Consider the following 20483-nt stretch of genomic DNA (forward strand, 5'->3'; position numbering starts at 1 on the left):
TCTATACTCCACTAGAACCCGTAACGAATTCCCGCCCACACCGTCAGCGGAGCGCCCAGATCAATCGCGCCACCGGAATTGCGCGTCACGATACGCTCATCTGTCAGGTTCTCTCCACGCAAGACTAACGAAAACTGATCAAGCAATGGCGCCTGCAGATAGGCTCCGAGCGTTGTCACCGCGGGCAGAACGCCGGTTTCCAGATCGCTCTCAAATTGCTTACCGACGTGGCGCAAAGTGACGGCACCCAGCCAGCCATCAGCAGGTTTCCATGACACCGTGCCAGAGGCGGCCCAGCGTGGTGTTTGTGGGGGCCGATTGCCGTCGAGGGCAGCTGATGCCCCCTCACCATCAACTTGCGCGTCTGTAAATGCCACAGTGCCGTCAAACCTGAACGCCCCGCGTTTAACCCTCGCACCCAGCTCAATCCCGTGCGCCTCAATCGCGGGCAAGTTCTGACGCTGGCGCAGATTTGGCTCCAGCGTCACATTAGCGATGGCCCCTTCGACGCGGTTATCAAACGCAGTGAGGGTAAACTCCACGCCATCGAGCCGGATTCCAGTCGAGCCCAGCTTCGAAGCCTTCCAGCCGCTCATTCTCCAACGCTGCATTGGCTTGCGTCACCACCGGGAAGACCACGAAAGGCCTGTACAACTCGTTCAAAGTCGGCAGACGAAGTCCGCGATAGAGCGCACCGCGCAGCCGCAATTGATCACCAATGTTATATGATGCGCCCGCACGATAAGACAGGCTCCAGTCGGACCGGTCCTCCGCTCTCGTTTCGCTCACCAGCACGTTGCCTGCATCGCGTGCCTCGAAAAAGCCGTCTTCAATGCGCGTGAGATCAGCCCTCAAACCGCCGGTCAGAACCAGAGCACCAAGCGTCCAGTCATTTTCAATGAAGAGGCCAAGGTCGCTATTCGTCCCGCCCGCCCGGCGCCGTTCGCGCAAATTGCCGGTGAATGCGCTGAAGGCATCTTCCTGCAGCTCGCCATCGGATTGTCGATAGTCGACACCCAGCCGCAGGACATGATCCTGGCCCACGGGAGGGCGCAGCTCAAACTTGCCACCCAGGCCAGTGGACGGCGTGTTGCGCTGGTCGAGCACCTTCACAAAGCGGGTCGAGCTAATCACAATATTCGAGAAGTTTCGCGCCTGCAGATACGCAACCGCATCAAATTCCCAATCGCCAGTGCCAACCAGACGTATACTGGCATCGGCCCCGCGCGATGAGCTGTCAGCCCCTTCAAACCGCAAAGTCCGGCGGTCTTCAAAAACCAGACCGCGCGCCTGCAATTCGACCGAGCCGGTGAGAGGGGCAACGCCCCGCACGCTCGCTGACCAACTATCATAGGCGGCCCGCGCGCTCGCAGGGACGCGCTGATCGGTTGGCGTCGTAAAGAAACCCTGCCCACGGTCCCATCGCACACTGGCCGAGGCAAACCCCGCGCCCAGTTTGCCGCTGGCCGTCGCGCTAGCTTCGGTACCGCCGCGATCATTGGCAAGCAGGCTTGCTGTTAGCGGGCTGCTATCGCCCGGACCTGCACTTTCCAATTCGATTGTGCCTGCAAGCGCACCCGCGCCAAATGGACCGGACCCGCCGCCGCGCGTAACGCGGATTGACCCCAGGCGCTCGGGCGCAATCGCACTAAAAGGAATGTAACCAAAGAAAGGATCTGACAGTGGAACACCATCCAGCAAGACCAGCGCGCGACTGGTCGCGTTGCCGCCCAATGCACGGAGCGTTGCACCTTGTGCGCTGGGATTGGAAGAGCGACTGTCTGAGCGGCGAAACTGCTGAAATCCGGCCACCGCACCCAGTGCGTCTTCAATTCGCCCCGACGGCGCAGTAACAATCTGCTCACGATCCAGCTCGCGCTCAGAATAGGCGGGCGAACCCGGCGTTTGCTCCAGCCCTTCGCCCGTCACAACAATTGTGACCGCGGTGTTTGTTTGCAAGGAATCCTCACCCTCTTGCGCTGTGAGCGGAGCGGCGAGTGCGGCAGTCGAAAGCAATATCAATTTGACGGAGTTCATAACGCGCCCGCTAGCCCAAGTGAGTTGCGCAATGCAACGGGGCTGGTGCTCCGGTCGACTCTGCGTTACGTTCACGTAACTTGGGAGAGACACGCAATGACAAATGGCGCGACCGATTTCGACGTATTGATCGTCGGTGCAGGAATATCCGGCATCAGTATGGCCGCGCATATGCAGCAAAAAGCACCACATCACAGTTTTGCGATTGTTGAACGGCGTGATGAGATTGGCGGGACTTGGGACCTGTTCCGATATCCCGGAATTCGCTCTGACAGCGATATGCACACTTTGGGCTTTGATTTTGAGCCGTGGCGGCATGAAAAAAGCATCGCCGATGGGCCCAACATTATGAGCTATCTGCATCGGATCGTTGATGAACGGGACATTCGCAAACATATCCGCTTCGGCCATAAGGTGATTTCAGCGGACTGGCGCAGCAGCGATGCGCGCTGGCATGTTACGCTTGAGCTGGAGGATGGTGAGCGCAAACTGCTGACGGCCAACTGGCTTTATCTCGGCTCAGGCTATTACGATTATGACGAGCCATATGATCCCGGTTTTGAGTTCGGCGAGTTCAATGGCCAAGTGATCCATCCGCAGTTCTGGCCCGACAATCTGGACTATGCTGGCAAGAAAGTGGTGGTAGTCGGCAGCGGCGCGACCGCAGTTACCATCGTCCCCTCCATGGCCGACAAAGCGGCGCACGTGACGATGCTTCAGCGCACACCGACATGGATGTTCTCGCGCCCAGCAAAGGATGGGCTTGCGAATTTCCTGCGCAAGGTTCTGCCCGAAAAGACAGCGTACAAAATCACACGCTGGAAGAATATCCGAATGCAGGATTTCTCGTTCAAAATGGCACGGAACAAGCCAGAGCGGGTCAAGAAATCCATCAAGAAGGCAATCGTGAAATCGCTGGGCCCAGACTATGACGAGGCAGCATTTACCCCGCCCTATGATCCATGGGATCAACGGCTTTGCCTGGTGCCGGACGCTGACCTGTTCGAGGCCATGAATGCTGGCAAAGCGAGCGTCGTTACCGGACATATCGCAGCATTTGAGAAAGGCGGGGTGCGGCTCAAGTCGGGCGACTTCCTTGAGGCTGACATCATTGTAACGGCAACCGGCCTGAAACTGGCAGTCGCAGGCAAAATCGCACTGATGCAAGAAGGTGAACCGGTCGATCTGTCTCAGCGATATTATTACAAGGGTTGTATGTTCTCAAACCTGCCAAACATGGCGGTGGTGTTTGGCTATCTCAATGCGAGCTGGACTTTGCGCGCGGACATCAACTCCGATTACGTCTGCCGAGTGCTTGAGCATATGCGGAAAAGTGGCTCAGAAATCGCCGAGCCCGTGCTGACACCAGCCATGGAAGCGGCATTGGAAGAGGATGACATATTCGACTTTTCTTCCGGTTATATTCAGCGCGGCAAAGACATCATGCCCAAAAATGCGGTCGAATATCCATGGCGGCTTAATCAGGAATATGTCGCTGACCGCAAGCGTATGACCAGTGAGCCGGTTGACGATGGCTTGCTGGCGTTCCGGGCAATCGGTGACAATGCCCATACGGCAGAGGAACAATTGCAAGCTGCGCAGTAACATCAGCAAGCAAATGAATAGCATTCACCGCGAAGGCACGTTACCTGCCACCTTATGAGCGAACGCATCTATACCGCTGGGTTGCTTGTCATTGGCGATGAGATTCTCTCTGGCCGGACGCATGACAAAAATATCGCACAAGTGGCCAGCTGGCTGCAGGTTCAGGGCATCCGCCTTGCCGAAGTACGGGTGGTCCCCGATGTGATCGATACGATAGCGGTACGCGGTCAACGCGCTGCGCAGCGACAATGACTATCTCTTTACAACCGGGGGCATCGGGCCAACGCATGACGACATTACCGTCGATGCCGTGGCTCATGCGTTAGGCGTCGAAGTGGTCGTGCATCCAGAGGCGCGGGCAATGCTGGAGCGGTACTATGCTGACAAGCCCGGTGGATTGAACGAGGCGCGATTGCGCATGGCGCGGGTTCCCCAAGGTGCCGAGCTGATCCCCAACCGCATGTCGGGCGCGCCCGGAATCAAGATCGGCAGCATTCATTTGATGGCCGGTGTGCCGCATATCACCGCCGGTATGCTCGACGCATTGACCGGCACGCTGGAGGGCGGCGCACCGCTGCTGTCTGAAACGGTTGGCTGCTGGATTCCGGAAAGCGAAGTGGCTGACCTTCTGCGCGAAGTCGAGCAGGCGCATGAAAGCTGCCAGATCGGTAGCTATCCCTTCTTTCGCGATGGCAAGGTCGGCGCAAATTTCGTCATCCGTTCGACGAGCGAAGCGGACCTGAAAAGCTGTGTCGATACGCTATGCGATGGGCTGGGAACGGCTCGGGCTGGACTTCACTCCTGGCGGCATCTGACGGACATCCGCTTGCAAGACCTGCCCTTGCAGCTAGACTGATCCGGGTGGGGAGCTCTTCTTGGAACTGATATTTCTCGTCGTTGGCACGGTACGCGCTCATAATCCTTTGGCAGCGTGTTAAAGGCCTTGAGCAGCAGCTCGATACGCTCAAATACCTGCTGGATGAGCGGGGTGCAGCACCGCAAGCGGGTACGATCACAGAACCGAATGAGCCCCAGATAGAGGACATTGAAACCACCGACACAACCGACACGCCAGTCGTAGCGCGCGCATCGGGTGTCACCATTGTCAAGCGCAATGCGATTCCGGAAGAGACTGTCACTGAAGAGCCTGTAGAGACTGATCCGGCTGAGGGACCTTCAACTGAGGCACCAGAGGCTGAGCCAGCAATGGCCGTGCCTGCACCAGTCAGCCAAGCTCCAGCCGAAAAGGCCAGCCTCTTCGATCGCTTCAGCTTTGATTTTGAAGAATTGGTCGGTCGGCGGCTGTCGATCTGGGCAGGCGGGATTGCTCTGGCGATCTCGGGCATTTTCCTGGTCATTTACTCGATTGAACAGGGTCTGCTTTCACCGACTGTCCGCGTGGCGCTCAGCTTCCTGTTTGGCTTCGCTCTGCTTGCCGCGGCTGAACTCGCTCACCGCTTTGAAGAACGTCTGGCGGATCCCCGCGTACGACAAGCGCTTGCTGGCGCAGGTCTCGCAACACTCTACGCCGCGTTTTATCTGGCTGGAACAGCCTATGGCCTGATCGGAGCAGGCGTGGCCTTTGCCGGTCTGGCCGCGGTCACCGCAGGCGCGATCGCTCTATCCTATCGCTATGGTTTGCCCTGCGCGATCCTGGGGCTGGTCGGCGGTTTCGCCGCACCTGCGCTGGTTACCAGCGCTGAGCCCAACATCCCTCTTCTCACAGTCTATCTGGGCCTCGTAACTGCTGGACTGGCCTATACTGGCGAGCGACAAAGCCGCCCATGGCTCGGCATTGCGTCACTCGCAGGCGGCTTCCTATGGGGCACGGTGCTGCTCGTAAGCGGGGTGGAAGGGACCAGCGCGATTGCTTCGGTCGGCCTGCTGATCGTTGGCCTTGGCGCGATGATCCCATTGCTGCTCTCAAGCCTGTCAGACCGTCCGTGGCAAAGACTCGCCGCGACCGCGATTGCCAGTCTGCAAATGGCAGCGCTCGTATTCGAGGCAGGGTTCGCGCCCCTGACATGGGGCCTGTACCTGCTGCTCGCCGCAGCCATCGCATTCCTCTCATGGCGCAACCCAGCAATGCGCGAAGCCAATGGCATCGTCGCGGCAGTTGGTGTCAGCCTTCTGTTGCTCTGGCCAGAACCGATAGGCCGGGAATTCGCAATGGTAGCCGCAGCGATCGCGGTGATCACGCTGATCGTGCCGCTTGCACTCATTCTGCGCCGGGACGAGCGCAGCTTTGATCTGTGGCAAATCGCTCTGATCGCGCCAGCACTTGCATTCCCCTCATGGCATCAGTTCGGCTTTGCCATGGCAGGCAACACGCGGTGGATGCTCGCAGCGGGCGTATTCACAATAGCAACCATCCCGGCGCTGGCGGCATGGCAGATATGGAGGCGCGAACACCATCCGATCAGCGTTATGGTGGCAACCTTGGCGAGCGCTGCTGCTGTCGCTCTTGGCGGTGCGATGATTGCGCTTGATCCGCAATTCTATCCCTTTGCCGCCGCGCCAATCGCGGGCGTTCTGGTTTACCTCTGGACACGCAAACGAGATGCACCGCTGCGCGATCTGGCGTGGTTCGGTTCGGTTGTATCTGCAGCGAGTGTGTTGGCGGACGATACAATCGTATTCGACGAAATCGCTCGCGGGTTTGGCGAGGATTATCATGCGTGGAGCATAGTGAGCGCGCTGCGGTGGATCGCCGCTATTGCGCCCGCCGCAGCGATGGCGTGGCTGGACGATGGCCGCGCACGGCGGGCGATCGGGGAAATCGCAGCCGCCCTGTTCGGCTACGTCGCGCTGGCTCAGCTGTTGCCCGGAAACACTTTGGCTTGGTCAGCCGCTCTGCTTGCTATCGCCGCCGCGTGGCAATTGAGCGAGCGACGCGCGCTTTCAAATACGTTTGCGACCATCGCCGGGCTATGGGCGCTGATTCCATCGCTTGATTGGCTGGAAGATGGCATTGAGACGCTGTTTGGTGATCCCATGCTGTCGGTTGATCTCCCGATGACGCTGGATGTCTTCATACAGCTCGCCCCCTTCGCCGCAGCCGCGCTTTGGATTGCAATCATGCGTGAAAGCGATCGGACTTGGAACCAGCGGATATTCATAGGTCTTGGTGGAATGGTGTCGATCATCGGTCTGCATGCGCTCTACAAACAGATCTTCGCGCTTGAGACCGTTACGCAGTTTGTCGATATGGGACTGCTGGAACGTACAATCTGGCAAGCTGGGTTACTGGCGGCAGGCAGCGCGCTGGCGCATTTCGTGAAACGAGACGACGCGCGTTTGATCGGCACGGCGCTAGTCGGCCTATCGCTTGCACACTTCGCGATCTTCACCTTTGTGCTGCACAATCCACTGTGGACTGAGCAAGCGGTCGGCCAAGTCCCCATCGCGAATCTTGCCTTGGCCGCATATGCCGTGGCGCTCGCGGCGCTTTATCAATTCAGCCGGATCGGCGGCGAATGGCTGGGTCGCGGTCGGATTGCCGTTGAACCGATAGCGATGACCCTGATCTTCATGCTGGCGCTTACACTGCTACGCCAGATTTTCGCAGGATCGATCATGCCACCAGTACCCATGAGTGGCACCGAAGACCTCCTTCGTTCGCTACTGGGTATTGTGGTTGCTATCGGCTTCCTTGCTTGGGGTGCGAAGACAGGCAAGCGAAGCTGGCGCATCGGGTCGATGGTCTTGATGGTGCTCGCAGTAGCAAAGGTATTCCTGATTGATGCCGCGGGTCTCGAAGGGTTGCTGCGCATCGCAAGCTTCATGGCCTTGGGCTTCAGCCTGATCGGCATTGGCTGGGTCTATTCCCGCCTGTTGGGATCGCGCAAAGAACCAGAGGCGGAGCAAGCCATATCTTAACCCATTTGGGATAGTTCGCCGGGGCTATGACGGCGGTCTATATAACGATTGATACCGAGTATTCGGTACGGTCTGGCGCGTGGACCAAACACCGCCAGTCAGCAGGAGAACTTTGCGCGCTCAATATCCTGCGAAACGCCGCAGGGAGCGGTTGGCGTATTCGCGCAAATGGAGATTATGGATCGGTATGGCTGCAAGGGTGTGTTTTTCGTCGATCCCATGCCCGCGCTGATCTGGGGCGTGCCTGCAATCGCCGCGATTGTCGAACCCATCATTCAACGCGGCCATGATGCTCAATTGCACATGCATACAGAGTGGTTGGAGCTTGCAGGGGCGGACAATCCCCTGCCCGGTCGGACCGGCAGGAATATTGGCGACTTCGCCTTGGAGGATCAAGTCACCCTCTTAGAGCTTGCGCGTGGCTTCTTGATCGAAGCTGGCGCGCCGCCACCGACCGCATTTAGAGCAGGCAATTATGGTGCGAATGACGATACGCTGCGGGCGCTTGCTCAGCTTGGCTTTGCCTATGACAGCAGCCATGTGCCCGGCATTGTAAACTCCGATTGCCACATTTCACTGACGAGCGAGGATCGCAGCGTTGTCGAGCATTGTGGTGTTTTGGAGGTGCCCGTGGGTACCGTACGCAGCATGGGCAAGCTACGGCACGCACAGGTCACGGCATTGTCAGGCTGGGAAATGGCCACGGTACGTCAAACACGCGGCGTCACATGACATCGGGCTGCTCAACATAGTCTCGCACAGCTTTGAGCTGATGAGCCGTGACCGCAGCCGCGCAAACACAATTGTACGACGCCGTTTCGAGAAACTCTGTCAGGCGATTCAGGAAACGCCCGGAGCGACAAGCGCGACCTTTGCCTCGCGCCCGCCCATATTGGGCGAACAAACCGGTGCCGCCGACCTGCCAAAAAACCCGTTGCGCACGGTACCGCACGAATTGCCGAACAGGCGATTGGCAATGCGCGGTTTGGGCGCGGCTAAACTAGGTCACACATAAAAAGGGCCCTCCGTTTCCAGAGAGCCCCTCTTAACTTAGCTAGGAAGGAAAGGACTTACGCGCCCTCTACTTCAGCCAGATCAACCTTGAGGCCTGGGCCCATGGTCGAGGTGATGGATACCTTCTTCACATATTTGCCCTTCGCGCCTGATGGCTTAGCCTTCACGATCGCTTGCGTCAGCGCTTCGAAGTTGGCTTTCAGGTCAGTGTCTTTGAAAGACAGCTTGCCGATGCCTGAGTGGATGATGCCCATCTTCTCGACACGGAATTCAACCTGACCACCCTTGGCGTCCTTCACGGCCTGCTCCACGTTCGGCGTCACCGTGCCCAGCTTCGGGTTCGGCATCAGACCTTTCGGGCCAAGCACTTTACCCAAGCGGCCAACGACACCCATCATGTCAGGCGTTGCGATCACGCGATCATAATCAAGATTGCCAGCCTGCATGTCTTCCATAAGGTCTTCTGCGCCAACTTTGTCGGCACCAGCGGCGGTTGCCTTGTCAGCATTGTCGCCCTTGGCAAACACAGCGACTTTCACGTCTTTACCCGTGCCAGCTGGCAGAGAGATCATGCCGCGAACCATCTGGTCGGCGTGACGTGGGTCAACACCCAGATTGATCGCAAGTTCGACGGTTTCGTCAAACTTCTTGCTGCCATATTCCTTCAGCGTCGCAATCGCTTCATCAACGGTATAGTGCTTTTCCGCCTCGAGCTTCTCAGCGAGCGCTTTTTGTTTTTTGTTCAGTTTAGCCATCGGATCAGCCCTCCACCACTTCGAGGCCCATCGAACGGGCAGAGCCTTCGATGATTTTCATAGCCTGATCGATATCGTTTGCGTTGAGGTCCACCATTTTGGCCTCAGCGATTTCCTTCACCTGGCTCTTCTTGACTGAGCCAGCAACAACCTTGCCCGGCTCGCCAGAACCTGATTTTAGCTTGGCAGCCTTCTTCAGCATGTAGCTGGCAGGCGGCGTCTTGGTGACAAAGGTAAAGCTGCGATCGGCATAAACCGTGATCTTGGTCGGGATCGGCGCGTTCTTTTCCATGTCCTGCGTCGCGGCGTTAAACGCCTTGCAGAATTCCATGATGTTGACGCCGCGCTGACCCAGAGCAGGGCCGATCGGTGGGGATGGGTTTGCAGTGCCAGCGGGCACTTGCAGGCTGATATAGCCGTCAATCTTCTTGGCCATGAGAGGCCTCCTTTCACACTGTCGCTAACGGGGCTAGCCGAAAGCTCATGTTAAGCGGTCAAACAGCGCACCTTGCGGTGTGCCTCCCGCGCGAGATTCCATCGATCTCTCGAAGGAAGCGGCGCGAATAGCGAAATTGGCGTGATTTGCAAGCGAAATACTCCCAATTGATCGGGGGGATTGAGGCATTTGCGCAAGTCATGATAAGCGGCAAAGAAAATCGCGGGTCGCCAGAGAAGAATGGCACACAATTGTGAATGAGGAACCCGCCTGATGACTGACGAAACCACATCGACTGATGAGCCGCAGACCGACACAGGCGACAAAGCCAATTCCGGATCTGGCGCTCTGGGAAAATTCGGCACAGTGCTGGTCGGTCTGGTTTTATTGATTTTTGGTCTCAGCATGGTCATCCCCGATGGCGAAACCGGCATGAGCGGGATGGAACGTGCGTTGGGGGCGCTCGTAACCGCATTGGGAAGCGGCATTCTGGCCACGGTCCTGCTTCCACACGCGCTCGAAATTGATGGCAAGCAGGTAAAGCCCTTCGGTGTTGATCTAAAGGCAAGTGGCGGCGCAGCGGTATTTGTCCTCGCCTTGCTGTTCGCGTATTTCGGCGCGCAGGTATTCGGCGACGCGCCTTCTCCATCACCCACGCCGACATCAACGGAAACGGCGACACCTTCGCCCACACCGACAGAAACCGCAGTCAATCCCGTGGACCCCGAAACACCAGAACCAACGCCAACTCCGACACCCGAGGAAACGTTAGAGCTAAGCGGCAACACCACATTTGTTCCCGCACCGGGCTTCCTTATGAACCCATACAATCGCGAGTTTGAGTTTGCCGAGAACTTGGTCGCCATGCGGACCTATTGCAGCAATTGCTGCCCATCCGGGCCAGAAGTTTGCGGGCAGGTTGGTGCTGCAGCTAACTACTCATATGATATGGCCGCAGAATTCGCTGTGACTATGTGTATACAGAATGGCGGAACGCAGTATTCCTGCAACGCAAATCTGGAACAGCTAGCACCCTGAAATCAGAGCGCAGCAGCGGGCTTACTTAACCAGTTCGACCTGCTCAAATTCCAGCTCAACCGGCGTAGCGCGGCCAAAGATCGACACCGACACCTTGACCTTCTGCTTGTCGAAATCAAGCTCTTCGACAACGCCGTTGAAGCTTGCAAACGGCCCGTCGAGAACCTTGATCTGATCGCCGATCTCGTAATCGACACTGATCTGTTTCTTGGGTGCAGCTTTCGCCTCTTCAACACCGCCAAAGTAGCGCGCAGCCTCTTTTTCGCTGATCGGCTGCGGCTTGTTATCATTGCCCAGAAAGCCAGTAACTTTCGGCGTGTTCTTGACCAGGTGATAGATATCATCGGTCATTTTCAGCTTAGCCAGCACATAGCCAGGCATAAACTTGCGTTCGACCTGAACCTTCTTGCCGCGCTTTACCTCGGTAATAGTCTCGGTGGGCACCTCAACTTCTTCCACGCCATCGGCAAGGCCGAGGCGATCCGCCTCTGAAAGGATCGCGTCGCGAACCTTTTTCTCAAATCCAGAATAAGCGTGGATGATGTACCAGCGTGCCATAATGCGTCCTGATCAGTGATGCAGTTAAAAATTAGAGGAGCGTGAGAAGCCAGCGGACGACCGCACCAAAGCTGGTATCGATCGCGAGGAAAAACAGCGAAAGCACGACCATCATAATGAACACGAAAATGGCAGTGCGAATCGTTTCCTCACGCGTCGGCCAGACAACCTTGCGCGTTTCCGTACGCACTTGATTGACGAATTCAGCCGGCGATGTTTTTCCAGACTTTTCGGCCATGACATGTGGTCCTGTTTTACAACTCATTCGCCCTACGGCGACACTGTCTTTCAGGTAGGGATTTTCGCCGCCCCGAACAAGGGTTCGGGAGGGGCTGGCCTGATTGCAATGTCGGAAGACGGCTGCGCATGTAGGACGCGGATAATGCAAAAGCAAGAGAGAGTCTTTTGTTTAGGATCCGAACCACCTGCGCCCTCCACCCGCTTTATGTCATATCGCTTCGCTACTTGAGGACAGCCACCCGGATGGGATTTCAGCAGCCTCCGGGTGGAAGGGCGAAGGAAGAAGACCACAAACTACACTCTAGCCAAGGCGACTCGACCGCTCTAGCGTACGCCGCCAGAATAAGGGACGTTTGAGGGAACCCGAATTACATGGCCGCACCTGACGCAGGATCAGTCTCACTGATCGACCGAGTAACCAATGTCTCCGACTTTATCTGGGGGGCACCTGGAACGGAGAGCTTGTCAGCTGGCTCTCCATTGGCGGGCAACCCATCCCACCGATGACAATCATCCTTTTGGGGGTCGGCCTGTACATTATGGCCGGCCTCAAATTCTATCCGATCCGTCAGCTGGGCAGTGCGTTCAAAGGGTTATTCGCTGGCCGCAAGGGCGAAGGTGATGGCGAGATTTCGCCTTTTGCAGCGCTGTCGACTGCGCTTTCCGGACAAGTGGGCACTGGCAATCTGGCCGGGGTCGCGACCGCGATCGCGCTGGGTGGACCGGGCGCAATCTTCTGGATGTGGATCACCGCACTAATCGGCATGGCGCTGGCTTTCGCTGAAGGTTCTTTGGCGATCCGGTATCGTGAAAAGACATCAGACGGTGTCTATCGCGGCGGACCGATGAGCTACATCATGATGGGATTGGGGCCAAAATGGACGTGGTTGGCGATCCTGTTCTGCCTCGGCACGCTGTTCTCCGCCATGGTCACCGGCAACTCAATTCAGGCGAACGCTGTCGCCGATGGTCTGAACGAGCTGTTCGGTATTGAAGAATGGCTCGGCGGCCTGATCGTCGCTGTGCTGGTGTTCATCGTGATTATCGGCGGGATTAAATCCATCGGTAACGTGGCGGAGAAGGTCATTCCGTTCATGGCGGCCACATACATCGTGATGGCGCTGATCGCGCTGATCCTGAACGCGTCAGACATTCCCGCCACATTCGGCCTGATTTTTAACGGGGCGTTTAACCCTCAGGCGGCGACGGGTGGATTTGTCGGAGCAGCAATCGCGTTGGCCATTCGCGCGGGTGTTGCGCGCGGGCTGTTCTCCAACGAGGCAGGTCAGGGTTCGACGCCAATGGCACACGCAGTCGCGCAGACCAATGATCCGCGTCAGCAGGGCCGCATGGCCATGCTCGGCACATTTATTGATACGATCATCATCTGCACGATGACCGCGCTAGTGATCCTGACCGTTCAGGGTGACTTTACTGGCGGCGGTGAGCAAGTCGCTCACGCCTGGAATTCTGACCTGGAAGGGTTCGCAATGACCAGCGGCGCATTTGCTGCGGCATTCCCATTGGAAGTGTTCACGATACCGGTAGGGACGCTCGTTGCATCGACGGCGCTGATCCTGTTCGTGTTCACCACACTGCTCACCTGGAGCTATTACGGCGAGCGGGCGATCACATTCATTTATGATCGCATCCCAGGCTCAACACGGGGCGGTGAGAAGGTGCTGCACATGATCTGGCGTGTTCTGTGGTGCGTGGTCATCTATATCGGCTCCACGCAGGATCTAACGCTGGTCTGGCGTTTGGGCGATATCTCCAATGCGGCGATGGCCCTGCCAAACCTCCTCGCGCTCATGCTGCTGTCAGGTGTGGTGTTCAAGCTGGCTCAAGGTGACAAAACCGCTGGCCCAACACATACGGTTGACACGCCGGAAGAGCCGAACGAATATTAGGTCAACGGTTTTAGAGCTCTCGGGAGAGGAGAGACGTGAGTGGCTGGCCGCGCGCCCGATGCACGATATACGGGCACTATATATGGCGCGCGCCAGCTGCTCACACCACATTTATCCTGTAAATAGGTGCTGCTTAGTTGGCCGTTTGTGCCAGCGGCAGCGCCAAGGCGACCTTTGATGCTAGGGCAGACACGTCCTCGGCAGATGCAGGTTCCGCCGGTGGAATGGGCGCACCATCTGGCCAAAGTGCAAGCATCCCTTCAAGTCCGCTGCGCACCGCATCGGCGTGCCCACTTTCATAATTGGCGGCAATTTTATGAGCGACCACAAGAAAGCCCCAAGCGTCCTGATATTCTGCCGGGTCAGTCACCACACCATCGGTCACGGCTAGGGTGTACTCCTCAACTGCCGTGTCTAACAGAAAGCGGATAAGTTCCGCATCATCGCCGCCAGCCTTGCCGCGCACCTGATTCAGGTTGGCCTCGGCTGCCGCAAGCTGTGGTGCGATCTCACTCGCCGGTTTGCCTTCTTCCAGAGCGTCGGAGACCGCCGCGAATATCGCAGCGTCAAAGCCAAGCTCTTCCAAACCCGCACGTTCTGCGGAGTGCATCTCTGATACCGGGTGCAGCAAATGGGGGGCCGCTGCCTTCACTTCGCCAGCGCGATAGAGGGCAAGTCCTGCCTCGACATGGCCCGACATAAAAACCAGCCGCTGGGGCAGAGGGAGCGCGCCAATATCGCTTTCACCCGCCGACGAGGTTTCGTCGATGCTAACGTATTCTTCGGTGGGATCGGAACAGCCAGGCAGACCTGCGGCCAACACCACCAGTGCGAACGGGGCGCCTATGCGCCGCATACTTCTCAGCTCCATCCAGCTGAGTCGAAGATCCGCACAGCCTCAGCCGAGTTCTTGCCCAGCTCCGCCGCGTTGAGCGTATCGGGCTTGAAGTCACCCATGGCCTCGACTGCGGAATTGGCCTCGACCGCTTCAACAACCGGATACTCGTTATTGCCATTGGCAAAGTACGCTTGAGCCGAATTTTCGGTCAGATACTCCAGGAAACGAACGGCGTTTTCACGGTTCGGTGCGGACTTAATGACGCCCGCTCCGCTAACATTGACATGCGTGCCAGCTCCGCCTTGGTCAGGGAAAATCACGCCAACCTTGTCGAACTTGGCCTGCTCAGCCTCATCACCGCCGGCATAACGGGCGAGGTAATATGTGTTGACGATTGACAGGCGACATTCGCCTGCAGCCACCGCATCGATATTGGCCGTGTCATTGCCCTGCGGATCGCGCGCGAAATTGGCAACTACACCGCGCGTCCACTTACGCGCGGCCTCGGTACCATTGTTGGCAATGATGCTCGCGAGCAGTGAGATGTTGTAGATGTTGGAGGACGAGCGCACGCAAATGTCGCCCTTCCACGCCGGATCAGCAAGATCGACATAGCTGTCCAGGCCTTCGGGGGCGCCAGCTTCTTTGTTGTAGATGATCACACGGGCGCGGGTCGAAAGGCCGAACCAAAGGCCATCGGGATGACGCAGATAGTCTGGAACGCGCTCGGTCAGAATTTCAGAGTCGACCGGCGCGAGAATCCCGGCCTCTTCTGCACGCCAAAGACGGCCCGCATCGACCGTGATCAGCAGGTCCGCAGGGCTGAATTCGCCTTCGCTGACGACGCGTTCGATAAGAGCGTCGGCATCCGCTTCGATGCGGTTAACCCGGATGCCGGTTTCACGCGTAAAATCATCATAGAGCGCGAGGTCCGTATCGTAGTGGCGCGAAGAATAGAGGTTTACTTCGCCAGTGATCTCAACGTCGGACAGGTCCGCGCCGCTGGCGCTATCTTCCTCACTTGGCGAACATCCAGCCAGCATTGCCGTAGCCGCGAAAGACAACGCCCCAAGACCAACAAATCCACGCATTTCCCAACTTCCCTTAATCATTCTTGCAACTCATTATCAATATCAACAATAAGTGCAAGCGCTATGTCTGTCACTCATGTTTTGGTCGGAAATGCCATAACGGATCCGGCGCGAGGCGTGACTGCCCACTTGCCATTCTCCATCTCACCATCAGCCAGCGTGAAAGCGCCGCTTTCCTGCGTCAATGCAACCCTCTCTCCATGCTGATTGGCAAGCGTTATCTCCTGAAGCACACCCGCCCGTCGAACATCCTCAATGACGAGGCCATTCTTGGTAGCGCTCAAAGCGAGTGCGCCTTTGCGTACAACCAGCTCAACCAATGCGTGAGCTTCCACTTTGGCCGGTTCACGCAAGCAATCAACCCGCCAATCACCAAATGGCGTCACCAGCATGCCATCCTTGGCCTCCGCAGAAATCACTTGCGCATCGCCAAACAGCATCGCGACCTGTGCGCTCTGCGGCGCATCATAAAGTCGTGCAGGCGTGTCCATCTGAATGATCCGACCGGCCTCCATCACCGCGATATAGTCTCCAATATCCATCGCCTCTTCCGGATCATGGGTGACCATGATCGCGGTCGCCTCACGCTCTTTCAGCAAGCGACGGCAATCGCGCCGGAGGCTACGACGCAATGTGATATCAACGCTGGCGAAGGGTTCATCCAGCAACAGGATTTCGGGTTGCGGTGCCATTGCGCGGGCCAGCGCGACGCGCTGCTGCTGACCACCGGACAGCGTATTGGGATAGCGGTGCCCCTGCCCATCAAGCTCAATCCTCGACAGCCACGTCTCAACCACGCTGCCCGTATCGGCGCCTTTGCCAAGACCAAACCCTATATTTTCCGCAATCGTCATATGCGGAAACAAAGCGCCATTCTGAAATACCAGGCCCACCGGACGCTGTTCTGGTGGAGGTGCAGTTCGTGTATCAGCAAGCAGCGCCTCTCCCACGTGAATGCTGCCCTGTTGCGGCGCTAAAATACCCGCAGCGAGGTTGAGCAAAGTCGTCTTCCCGCAACCCGACGCACCGAGCAGGCAAGTGATTTTCCCCGCAGGCGCAGTGAGATTGATATCCGCAAGGGCTTGATGTTTGCCATACTTATAGGCGATTTGGCGAAATTCGAGGCTCAACAGGTATTCCTTTTATGCTGACGTCCCTTAGGCGTTTCCAACTCGGCAGTGCAATGACTCAAGCCGCAGCTGTGCCTGTGGCGCGGGGCAGTGCCGCGTGGACTCTATCGGCCTTGGCCTTCGCTCTGCTCGCTGCGATCCCGATCCTGGCGGTTCTGTGGTCTTTGACCGACGGGGGCTTTGCCGCCTGGTCGCATTTGGCCGAAACGACCCTGCCACAATATCTGGTGAATACGCTGGCGCTGATGATAATGGTGGGCGCGATTGCGGCGGTGGTGGGTATTTCCACAGCATGGCTTGTGACGACCACGCGGTTTCCGGGCCGAGCCATTTTTGCTTGGCTATTGATACTGCCACTCGCCTCGCCGGCCTATATCCTTGCTTATATATACGCTGATATTCTTGGTTTCTCTGGGCCGGTACAAAGCGCTCTACGCACCGCCTTTGGATGGAGCGTTGGCGAGTACACCTTCCCAGCGATCCGCAGTCTGCCGGGCGCAGCGCTGATCCTAGCCTTTACGCTGTACCCCTATGTCTACCTGCTCGCGCGAAGTGCATTTGCCGCGCAAAGTGCCAGCCAATTTCGCGCGGCACGCACGCTGGGGCTGTCACCGGCGCGCGCATTCTGGAAAGTGGCGTTGCCCGGCGCACGGCCAGCCATTGCCGGGGGATTGGCGCTCGTCCTGATGGAAACTCTCGCCGACTTTGGCGTCGCGGAATACTTCGCCATTCCCACATTCAGCACAGGCATTTTCCGCAGCTGGCTGGCCATGGGTGACAAGCAATCCGCACTCAAACTCGCCGCGATCATGCTGATCTTTGTGGCGGCCTTGATCGGGTTGGAGGCGGCGAGCAGACGCGACCGGGTCGAAAGCCACGATCAAATTGGTGATGTAGCCAGCCTGCTGACGCTAAGCCCGCTGCAAAAAATCGTTGCAATCATAGCGTGCCTGATCCCAATCGCCCTGGGTTTTGCGATCCCGGTCCTTGCGCTGGTGGATCACGCAATCACGGTGGGTGACGGACAAAGCTGGGCGACGCTGTCTCGCTATGCTGCCGCATCGTTCAAGTTGGCGCTGGCAGTTGCGATGCTTGCCAGCGTCATTGCCCTCATCCTCGCCTATGCGCAGCGCCAATCGCCAGACCGCACAACCCGTGTGGCGATCCGATTGGCAACGCTCGGCTATGCACTGCCGGGCGCATTGCTGGCGGTGGGCTTGCTGGCGCCACTCGGTGGGTTTGACCAAGCGCTCACGCGCTTTGCGCGCGATCAGTTCGGCTATTCCAGTGGACTGATCCTGTCCGGAACAAGCGCGATCCTGATCTTTGCACTCGCCGTCCGCTTCCTCACGGTATCCTTTAACAGTGTCAGCGGAGCGATGGCCAAAGTACCATTGTCAATGGACGCCGCAGCACGCTCACTCGGCGCGACGCCAGGCGGTGTGATTAGACGTATCCACCTGCCACAACTGCGCCTCAGCCTGGCCGCTGGCGCTGCACTGGTATTCATCGATACGCTGCGCGAATTGCCCGCAACCCTCATCCTTCGCCCGTTCAATCTCGAAACGCTGGCGACGCGTGTCTATCGCTTGGCGAGCGATGAGCGGCTGGCAGAGGCATCGACAGCGGCCTTGCTGATTATCCTGCTCGGCCTGATCCCGGTTTTGCTACTTTTGCGGTCCGGGAAGTAAACCAGGGTCGCTCTCTGACGAAACCTGCCCTGTCTTATCGACAATCTTTTCACACTCGCTCTGGCGGGCATTATCTGCTTTTGGCGCCGCAATAATCAGTCGCGCGTTCATCCGCTTGATGCGCGTGGCCATCATGCACATATGACGATCCACAACGCTGGATTACCGAGATAGAGAGTCAATACCCATGAATGATCAGCCGGTGGGCAACGATGCCTTTGAGCCGACGTCAGCCCTGTCAGTTGAAACGGTGAAGCGTACCCAGCAGTGGAACGACAATCTGTTCAGCTTTTCCATCAGCCGTCCGCCAAGCTTTCGTTTCCGCTCGGGCGAGTTCGTGATGATCGGCCTGCCGCAAGAGAAAAAGCCCCTGCTGCGCGCCTATTCTATGGCTTCACCCAGCTATGCTGATGAACTCGAATTTCTCTCGATCATCGTTCAGGATGGCCCGCTCACATCGCGCCTTCAGCATATTAAAGAGGGCGACTCGATCTATCTCGCCAAGAAGCCGACCGGCACGCTGGTGACGGACGCACTGCTTCCCGGCAAACGACTGTTCATGCTTTCAACCGGAACTGGCCTTGCACCGTTTATGAGCCTTGCCCGTGATCCGGCTGTCTATGAGTTGTTTGATGAGGTGGTGATTGTGCATAGCGTGCGCGGCGTTGCCGACCTCGCCTATCGCGAACTGCTTGAGAGCAAGCTGGAAGGCGATCCTCTGGTGGAGGAAGAAGCGCAAAAGCAATTTCATTACGTGCCGACCGTCACGCGTGAGGAATTTCGGACAACCGGACGTATCTCGGCACTCATCGATAGCGGCGAGTTGTTCGAAGGCATCCCTGGCGCGAAGACGCTTGATCCGGAAACAGACCGAGTAATGTTGTGCGGCAGCATGGCGATGATCAAGGATCACGCGGCTGATCTGGAAGAACGCGGATTTACCGAGGGCAGCAATGCACAGCCTGGTCAATTTGTGATCGAACGCGCGTTTGTTGGCTGATCGCAGCGGGGCCGATTGGCTTCGCGCTGACTAGGCTGCCTTGGTTTTAGAACGAGGCAAGGCCGTACCAATTTTCGGCGCGACCGCCTCGACGAATTCGTCCCAGATCATCGGTTTTCCGACATGCCATCCTTGGATATAGTCGCACCCTGCCTCGTGCAGAATCTCTTGTGTTTTGGCGTCTTCAACGCCTTCCGCGACCACTTGGAATGATAATGCATGTGCCAGCTCAATGGTTGAGCGGACCATCAGAAGATCTGATTTGTTGCTGCTCAAGTTTCTTACAAAAGCCTGATCAAGCTTAACCTCGTCTACCGGGAATTCTTTCAGGTAATTGAGCGTCGCATTGCCGGTGCCATAGTCGTCAATCGAAATGCGCAAACCCGCGTCGCGCAAACGCGACAAGGCCTTGCGAGCAACTTCCGGATCTTCATTGGGTGCACTCTCGGTTACCTCAATCGTGAGGAGAGGCTTGTCCGACGGCGGCAATTTCGCAGCTAGAGTGATCGTCTCGTCAATAAATGTCGCGTCGTCCAGCAACTGAACGGAAAAGTTAACCGCAAGATTGAGCGGTCGCCCGGCACTGTGCATCGCCGTTGCCTTCTCAACTGCCTGCCGCAGCACGAACAGGGTCAGCCGGTCGGTCTCTCCGCGTTCCTCGAGGATTGGAATGAAATCGGCAGGAGAGATAAAGCCCATCTTTTGGCTGTTCCAGCGGATCAGACACTCGGCTCCGTAGACTTCGTCATTAGCAAGATCCAGCTTGGGCTGGTAGTGAACACAGATTGATCCATCTTCGAGCGACGCCTCGAGTTCCGCGATAATGAACTGCTTATATTCCGTCTCTTCGCTCATCTGCTCGTTCGCGGCAGACCAGCGCAGTCCGTGACGCTGCGCAAATTCTGAGGCGGCCACAGCATCCGCCAGTACGATTTCCGACAAGCCAAAGGCAGGTTTCAATTTGATCCGGCGTACCGACATATTCCACTGGTATGCTCAACATGTGAGCCGCAGCAACAAAGTGCGCGTCGAAATCATGTTGCGCGTTTTCGGGCACAAACCATCCGAATAATCCGCGCTCAATCCGATACACCTGCGTATTTTGAGCGATACCGGCAAGTTGATGTGCGACCGCCCGATCAATATGTGCGATCGCCTCTGCACTGGCCAATGCCTCAATCTGGTCTGCGTCAGTGATTCTGGCGACCGCGAATCTAGGTGATGTGATGCGTCTCGCCCGAAGTTCCATGGCAGGACGATT

The 20483-nt window shown here is 57.4% G+C and carries 16 protein-coding genes and 2 pseudogenes; 9 read left to right on the forward strand and 9 right to left on the reverse strand.

All coding sequences use genetic code 11. The features are described 5' to 3' along the window. Positions 1-11: 11 nt before the first annotated feature. Positions 12-2037 (reverse strand): annotated as a pseudogene (locus tag ACZ1GM_RS00225) (TonB-dependent receptor). A 96-nt stretch (positions 2038-2133) separates the two neighbouring features. Between ACZ1GM_RS00225 and ACZ1GM_RS00230 the strand changes: the two are divergent. The 5 genes and pseudogenes from ACZ1GM_RS00230 (at position 2134) to ACZ1GM_RS00250 (ending at position 8536) form a co-directional block, all read left to right on the forward strand. Further along, positions 2134-3642, forward strand: a complete 1509-nt coding sequence (locus ACZ1GM_RS00230; RefSeq protein WP_472677222.1) for a flavin-containing monooxygenase — start codon at positions 2134-2136, stop codon at positions 3640-3642. 54 nt (positions 3643-3696) lie between these two features. Beyond that, a pseudogene (locus ACZ1GM_RS00235) lies at positions 3697-4457 on the forward strand (competence/damage-inducible protein A). A gap of 82 nt (positions 4458-4539) precedes the next feature. Next, positions 4540-7521, forward strand: coding sequence for a DUF2339 domain-containing protein (locus ACZ1GM_RS00240; RefSeq protein WP_472677223.1), 2982 nt, complete (start codon positions 4540-4542; stop codon positions 7519-7521). 48 nt (positions 7522-7569) lie between these two features. Beyond that, the gene (locus ACZ1GM_RS00245) at positions 7570-8253 is read left to right on the forward strand and encodes a polysaccharide deacetylase family protein (protein WP_472677224.1); all 684 of its coding nucleotides are present in this window, start codon (positions 7570-7572) and stop codon (positions 8251-8253) included. 40 nt (positions 8254-8293) lie between these two features. Beyond that, entirely contained in the window at positions 8294-8536 is a 243-nt protein-coding gene (locus tag ACZ1GM_RS00250; RefSeq protein WP_472677225.1) for a hypothetical protein, read from the forward strand. A 55-nt stretch (positions 8537-8591) separates the two neighbouring features. On the opposite strand, the gene rplA is transcribed toward ACZ1GM_RS00250, so the two are convergent. Next, a complete protein-coding gene (gene rplA, locus ACZ1GM_RS00255; protein ID WP_472677226.1) occupies positions 8592-9290 on the reverse strand; it encodes a 50S ribosomal protein L1 in 699 nt (232 codons plus the stop codon). Positions 9291-9294: 4 nt separating this feature from the next. After that, a complete protein-coding gene (rplK, locus tag ACZ1GM_RS00260; protein ID WP_472677227.1) occupies positions 9295-9726 on the reverse strand; it encodes a 50S ribosomal protein L11 in 432 nt (143 codons plus the stop codon). Positions 9727-9999: 273 nt separating this feature from the next. On the opposite strand from rplK, the gene ACZ1GM_RS00265 reads away from it, so the two are divergent. Further along, entirely contained in the window at positions 10000-10764 is a 765-nt protein-coding gene (locus ACZ1GM_RS00265; protein WP_472677228.1) for a hypothetical protein, read from the forward strand. Positions 10765-10785: 21 nt separating this feature from the next. Here ACZ1GM_RS00265 and nusG read toward each other — a convergent pair whose 3' ends face one another. Both nusG and secE read right to left on the reverse strand, forming a co-directional pair. Next, positions 10786-11322: a transcription termination/antitermination protein NusG gene (gene nusG, locus ACZ1GM_RS00270; protein WP_472677229.1), complete on the reverse strand. Its 537-nt coding sequence runs from the start codon at positions 11320-11322 to the stop codon at positions 10786-10788. 31 nt (positions 11323-11353) lie between these two features. Beyond that, complete coding sequence (secE, locus tag ACZ1GM_RS00275) at positions 11354-11560, reverse strand: preprotein translocase subunit SecE (protein WP_472677230.1); 207 nt, start codon at positions 11558-11560, stop codon at positions 11354-11356. A 505-nt stretch (positions 11561-12065) separates the two neighbouring features. On the opposite strand from secE, the gene ACZ1GM_RS00280 reads away from it, so the two are divergent. Then, on the forward strand, positions 12066-13472 hold the full coding sequence (locus tag ACZ1GM_RS00280) for an alanine/glycine:cation symporter family protein (protein ID WP_472677231.1): 1407 nt from the start codon (positions 12066-12068) through the stop codon (positions 13470-13472). Between the two features lie 133 nt (positions 13473-13605). On the opposite strand, the gene ACZ1GM_RS00285 is transcribed toward ACZ1GM_RS00280, so the two are convergent. From ACZ1GM_RS00285 to ACZ1GM_RS00295, 3 genes are all read right to left on the reverse strand, one after another. Beyond that, complete coding sequence (locus ACZ1GM_RS00285; protein ID WP_472677232.1) at positions 13606-14328, reverse strand: hypothetical protein; 723 nt, start codon at positions 14326-14328, stop codon at positions 13606-13608. A gap of 5 nt (positions 14329-14333) precedes the next feature. Then, positions 14334-15401, reverse strand: a complete 1068-nt coding sequence (locus tag ACZ1GM_RS00290) for a Fe(3+) ABC transporter substrate-binding protein (RefSeq protein ID WP_472677233.1) — start codon at positions 15399-15401, stop codon at positions 14334-14336. Positions 15402-15475: 74 nt separating this feature from the next. Then, positions 15476-16531, reverse strand: a complete 1056-nt coding sequence (locus ACZ1GM_RS00295; RefSeq protein ID WP_472677234.1) for an ABC transporter ATP-binding protein — start codon at positions 16529-16531, stop codon at positions 15476-15478. Between the two features lie 53 nt (positions 16532-16584). Here ACZ1GM_RS00295 and ACZ1GM_RS00300 point away from each other — a divergent pair, with 53 nt between their 5' ends. Together ACZ1GM_RS00300 and ACZ1GM_RS00305 are read left to right on the forward strand one after the other, a co-directional pair. Further along, positions 16585-18222 carry an ABC transporter permease gene (locus ACZ1GM_RS00300; protein WP_472677235.1) on the forward strand — a complete coding sequence of 546 codons (1638 nt, stop codon included), beginning with the start codon at positions 16585-16587 and terminating at the stop codon, positions 18220-18222. A gap of 187 nt (positions 18223-18409) precedes the next feature. Then, positions 18410-19222 carry a ferredoxin--NADP reductase gene (locus ACZ1GM_RS00305; RefSeq protein ID WP_472677236.1) on the forward strand — a complete coding sequence of 271 codons (813 nt, stop codon included), beginning with the start codon at positions 18410-18412 and terminating at the stop codon, positions 19220-19222. A gap of 30 nt (positions 19223-19252) precedes the next feature. Here the strand turns inward: ACZ1GM_RS00305 and ACZ1GM_RS00310 are convergent, their stop codons facing one another. Continuing rightward, positions 19253-20203: an EAL domain-containing protein gene (locus ACZ1GM_RS00310; protein ID WP_472677237.1), complete on the reverse strand. Its 951-nt coding sequence runs from the start codon at positions 20201-20203 to the stop codon at positions 19253-19255. Positions 20204-20483: the final 280 nt, after the last annotated feature.

Source organism: Qipengyuania sp. JB2-7 (genome assembly GCF_055693485.1).

Bases quoted from the DNA above. Each gene is read 5' to 3' on its own strand.
- ACZ1GM_RS00230 (WP_472677222.1), top strand. From the start codon at position 2,134: ATGACAAATGGCGCGACCGATTTCGACGTATTGATCGTCGGTGCAGGA.
- ACZ1GM_RS00250 (WP_472677225.1), top strand. From the start codon at position 8,294: ATGAGCCGTGACCGCAGCCGCGCAAACACAATTGTACGACGCCGTTTC.
- rplA (WP_472677226.1), bottom strand. From the start codon at position 9,290: ATGGCTAAACTGAACAAAAAACAAAAAGCGCTCGCTGAGAAGCTCGAG.
- rplK (WP_472677227.1), bottom strand. From the start codon at position 9,726: ATGGCCAAGAAGATTGACGGCTATATCAGCCTGCAAGTGCCCGCTGGC.
- ACZ1GM_RS00265 (WP_472677228.1), top strand. From the start codon at position 10,000: ATGACTGACGAAACCACATCGACTGATGAGCCGCAGACCGACACAGGC.
- nusG (WP_472677229.1), bottom strand. From the start codon at position 11,322: ATGGCACGCTGGTACATCATCCACGCTTATTCTGGATTTGAGAAAAAG.
- secE (WP_472677230.1), bottom strand. From the start codon at position 11,560: ATGGCCGAAAAGTCTGGAAAAACATCGCCGGCTGAATTCGTCAATCAA.
- ACZ1GM_RS00280 (WP_472677231.1), top strand. From the start codon at position 12,066: ATGACAATCATCCTTTTGGGGGTCGGCCTGTACATTATGGCCGGCCTC.
- ACZ1GM_RS00285 (WP_472677232.1), bottom strand. From the start codon at position 14,328: ATGCGGCGCATAGGCGCCCCGTTCGCACTGGTGGTGTTGGCCGCAGGT.
- ACZ1GM_RS00290 (WP_472677233.1), bottom strand. From the start codon at position 15,401: ATGCGTGGATTTGTTGGTCTTGGGGCGTTGTCTTTCGCGGCTACGGCA.
- ACZ1GM_RS00300 (WP_472677235.1), top strand. From the start codon at position 16,585: ATGACTCAAGCCGCAGCTGTGCCTGTGGCGCGGGGCAGTGCCGCGTGG.
- ACZ1GM_RS00305 (WP_472677236.1), top strand. From the start codon at position 18,410: ATGAATGATCAGCCGGTGGGCAACGATGCCTTTGAGCCGACGTCAGCC.
- ACZ1GM_RS00310 (WP_472677237.1), bottom strand. From the start codon at position 20,203: ATGTCGGTACGCCGGATCAAATTGAAACCTGCCTTTGGCTTGTCGGAA.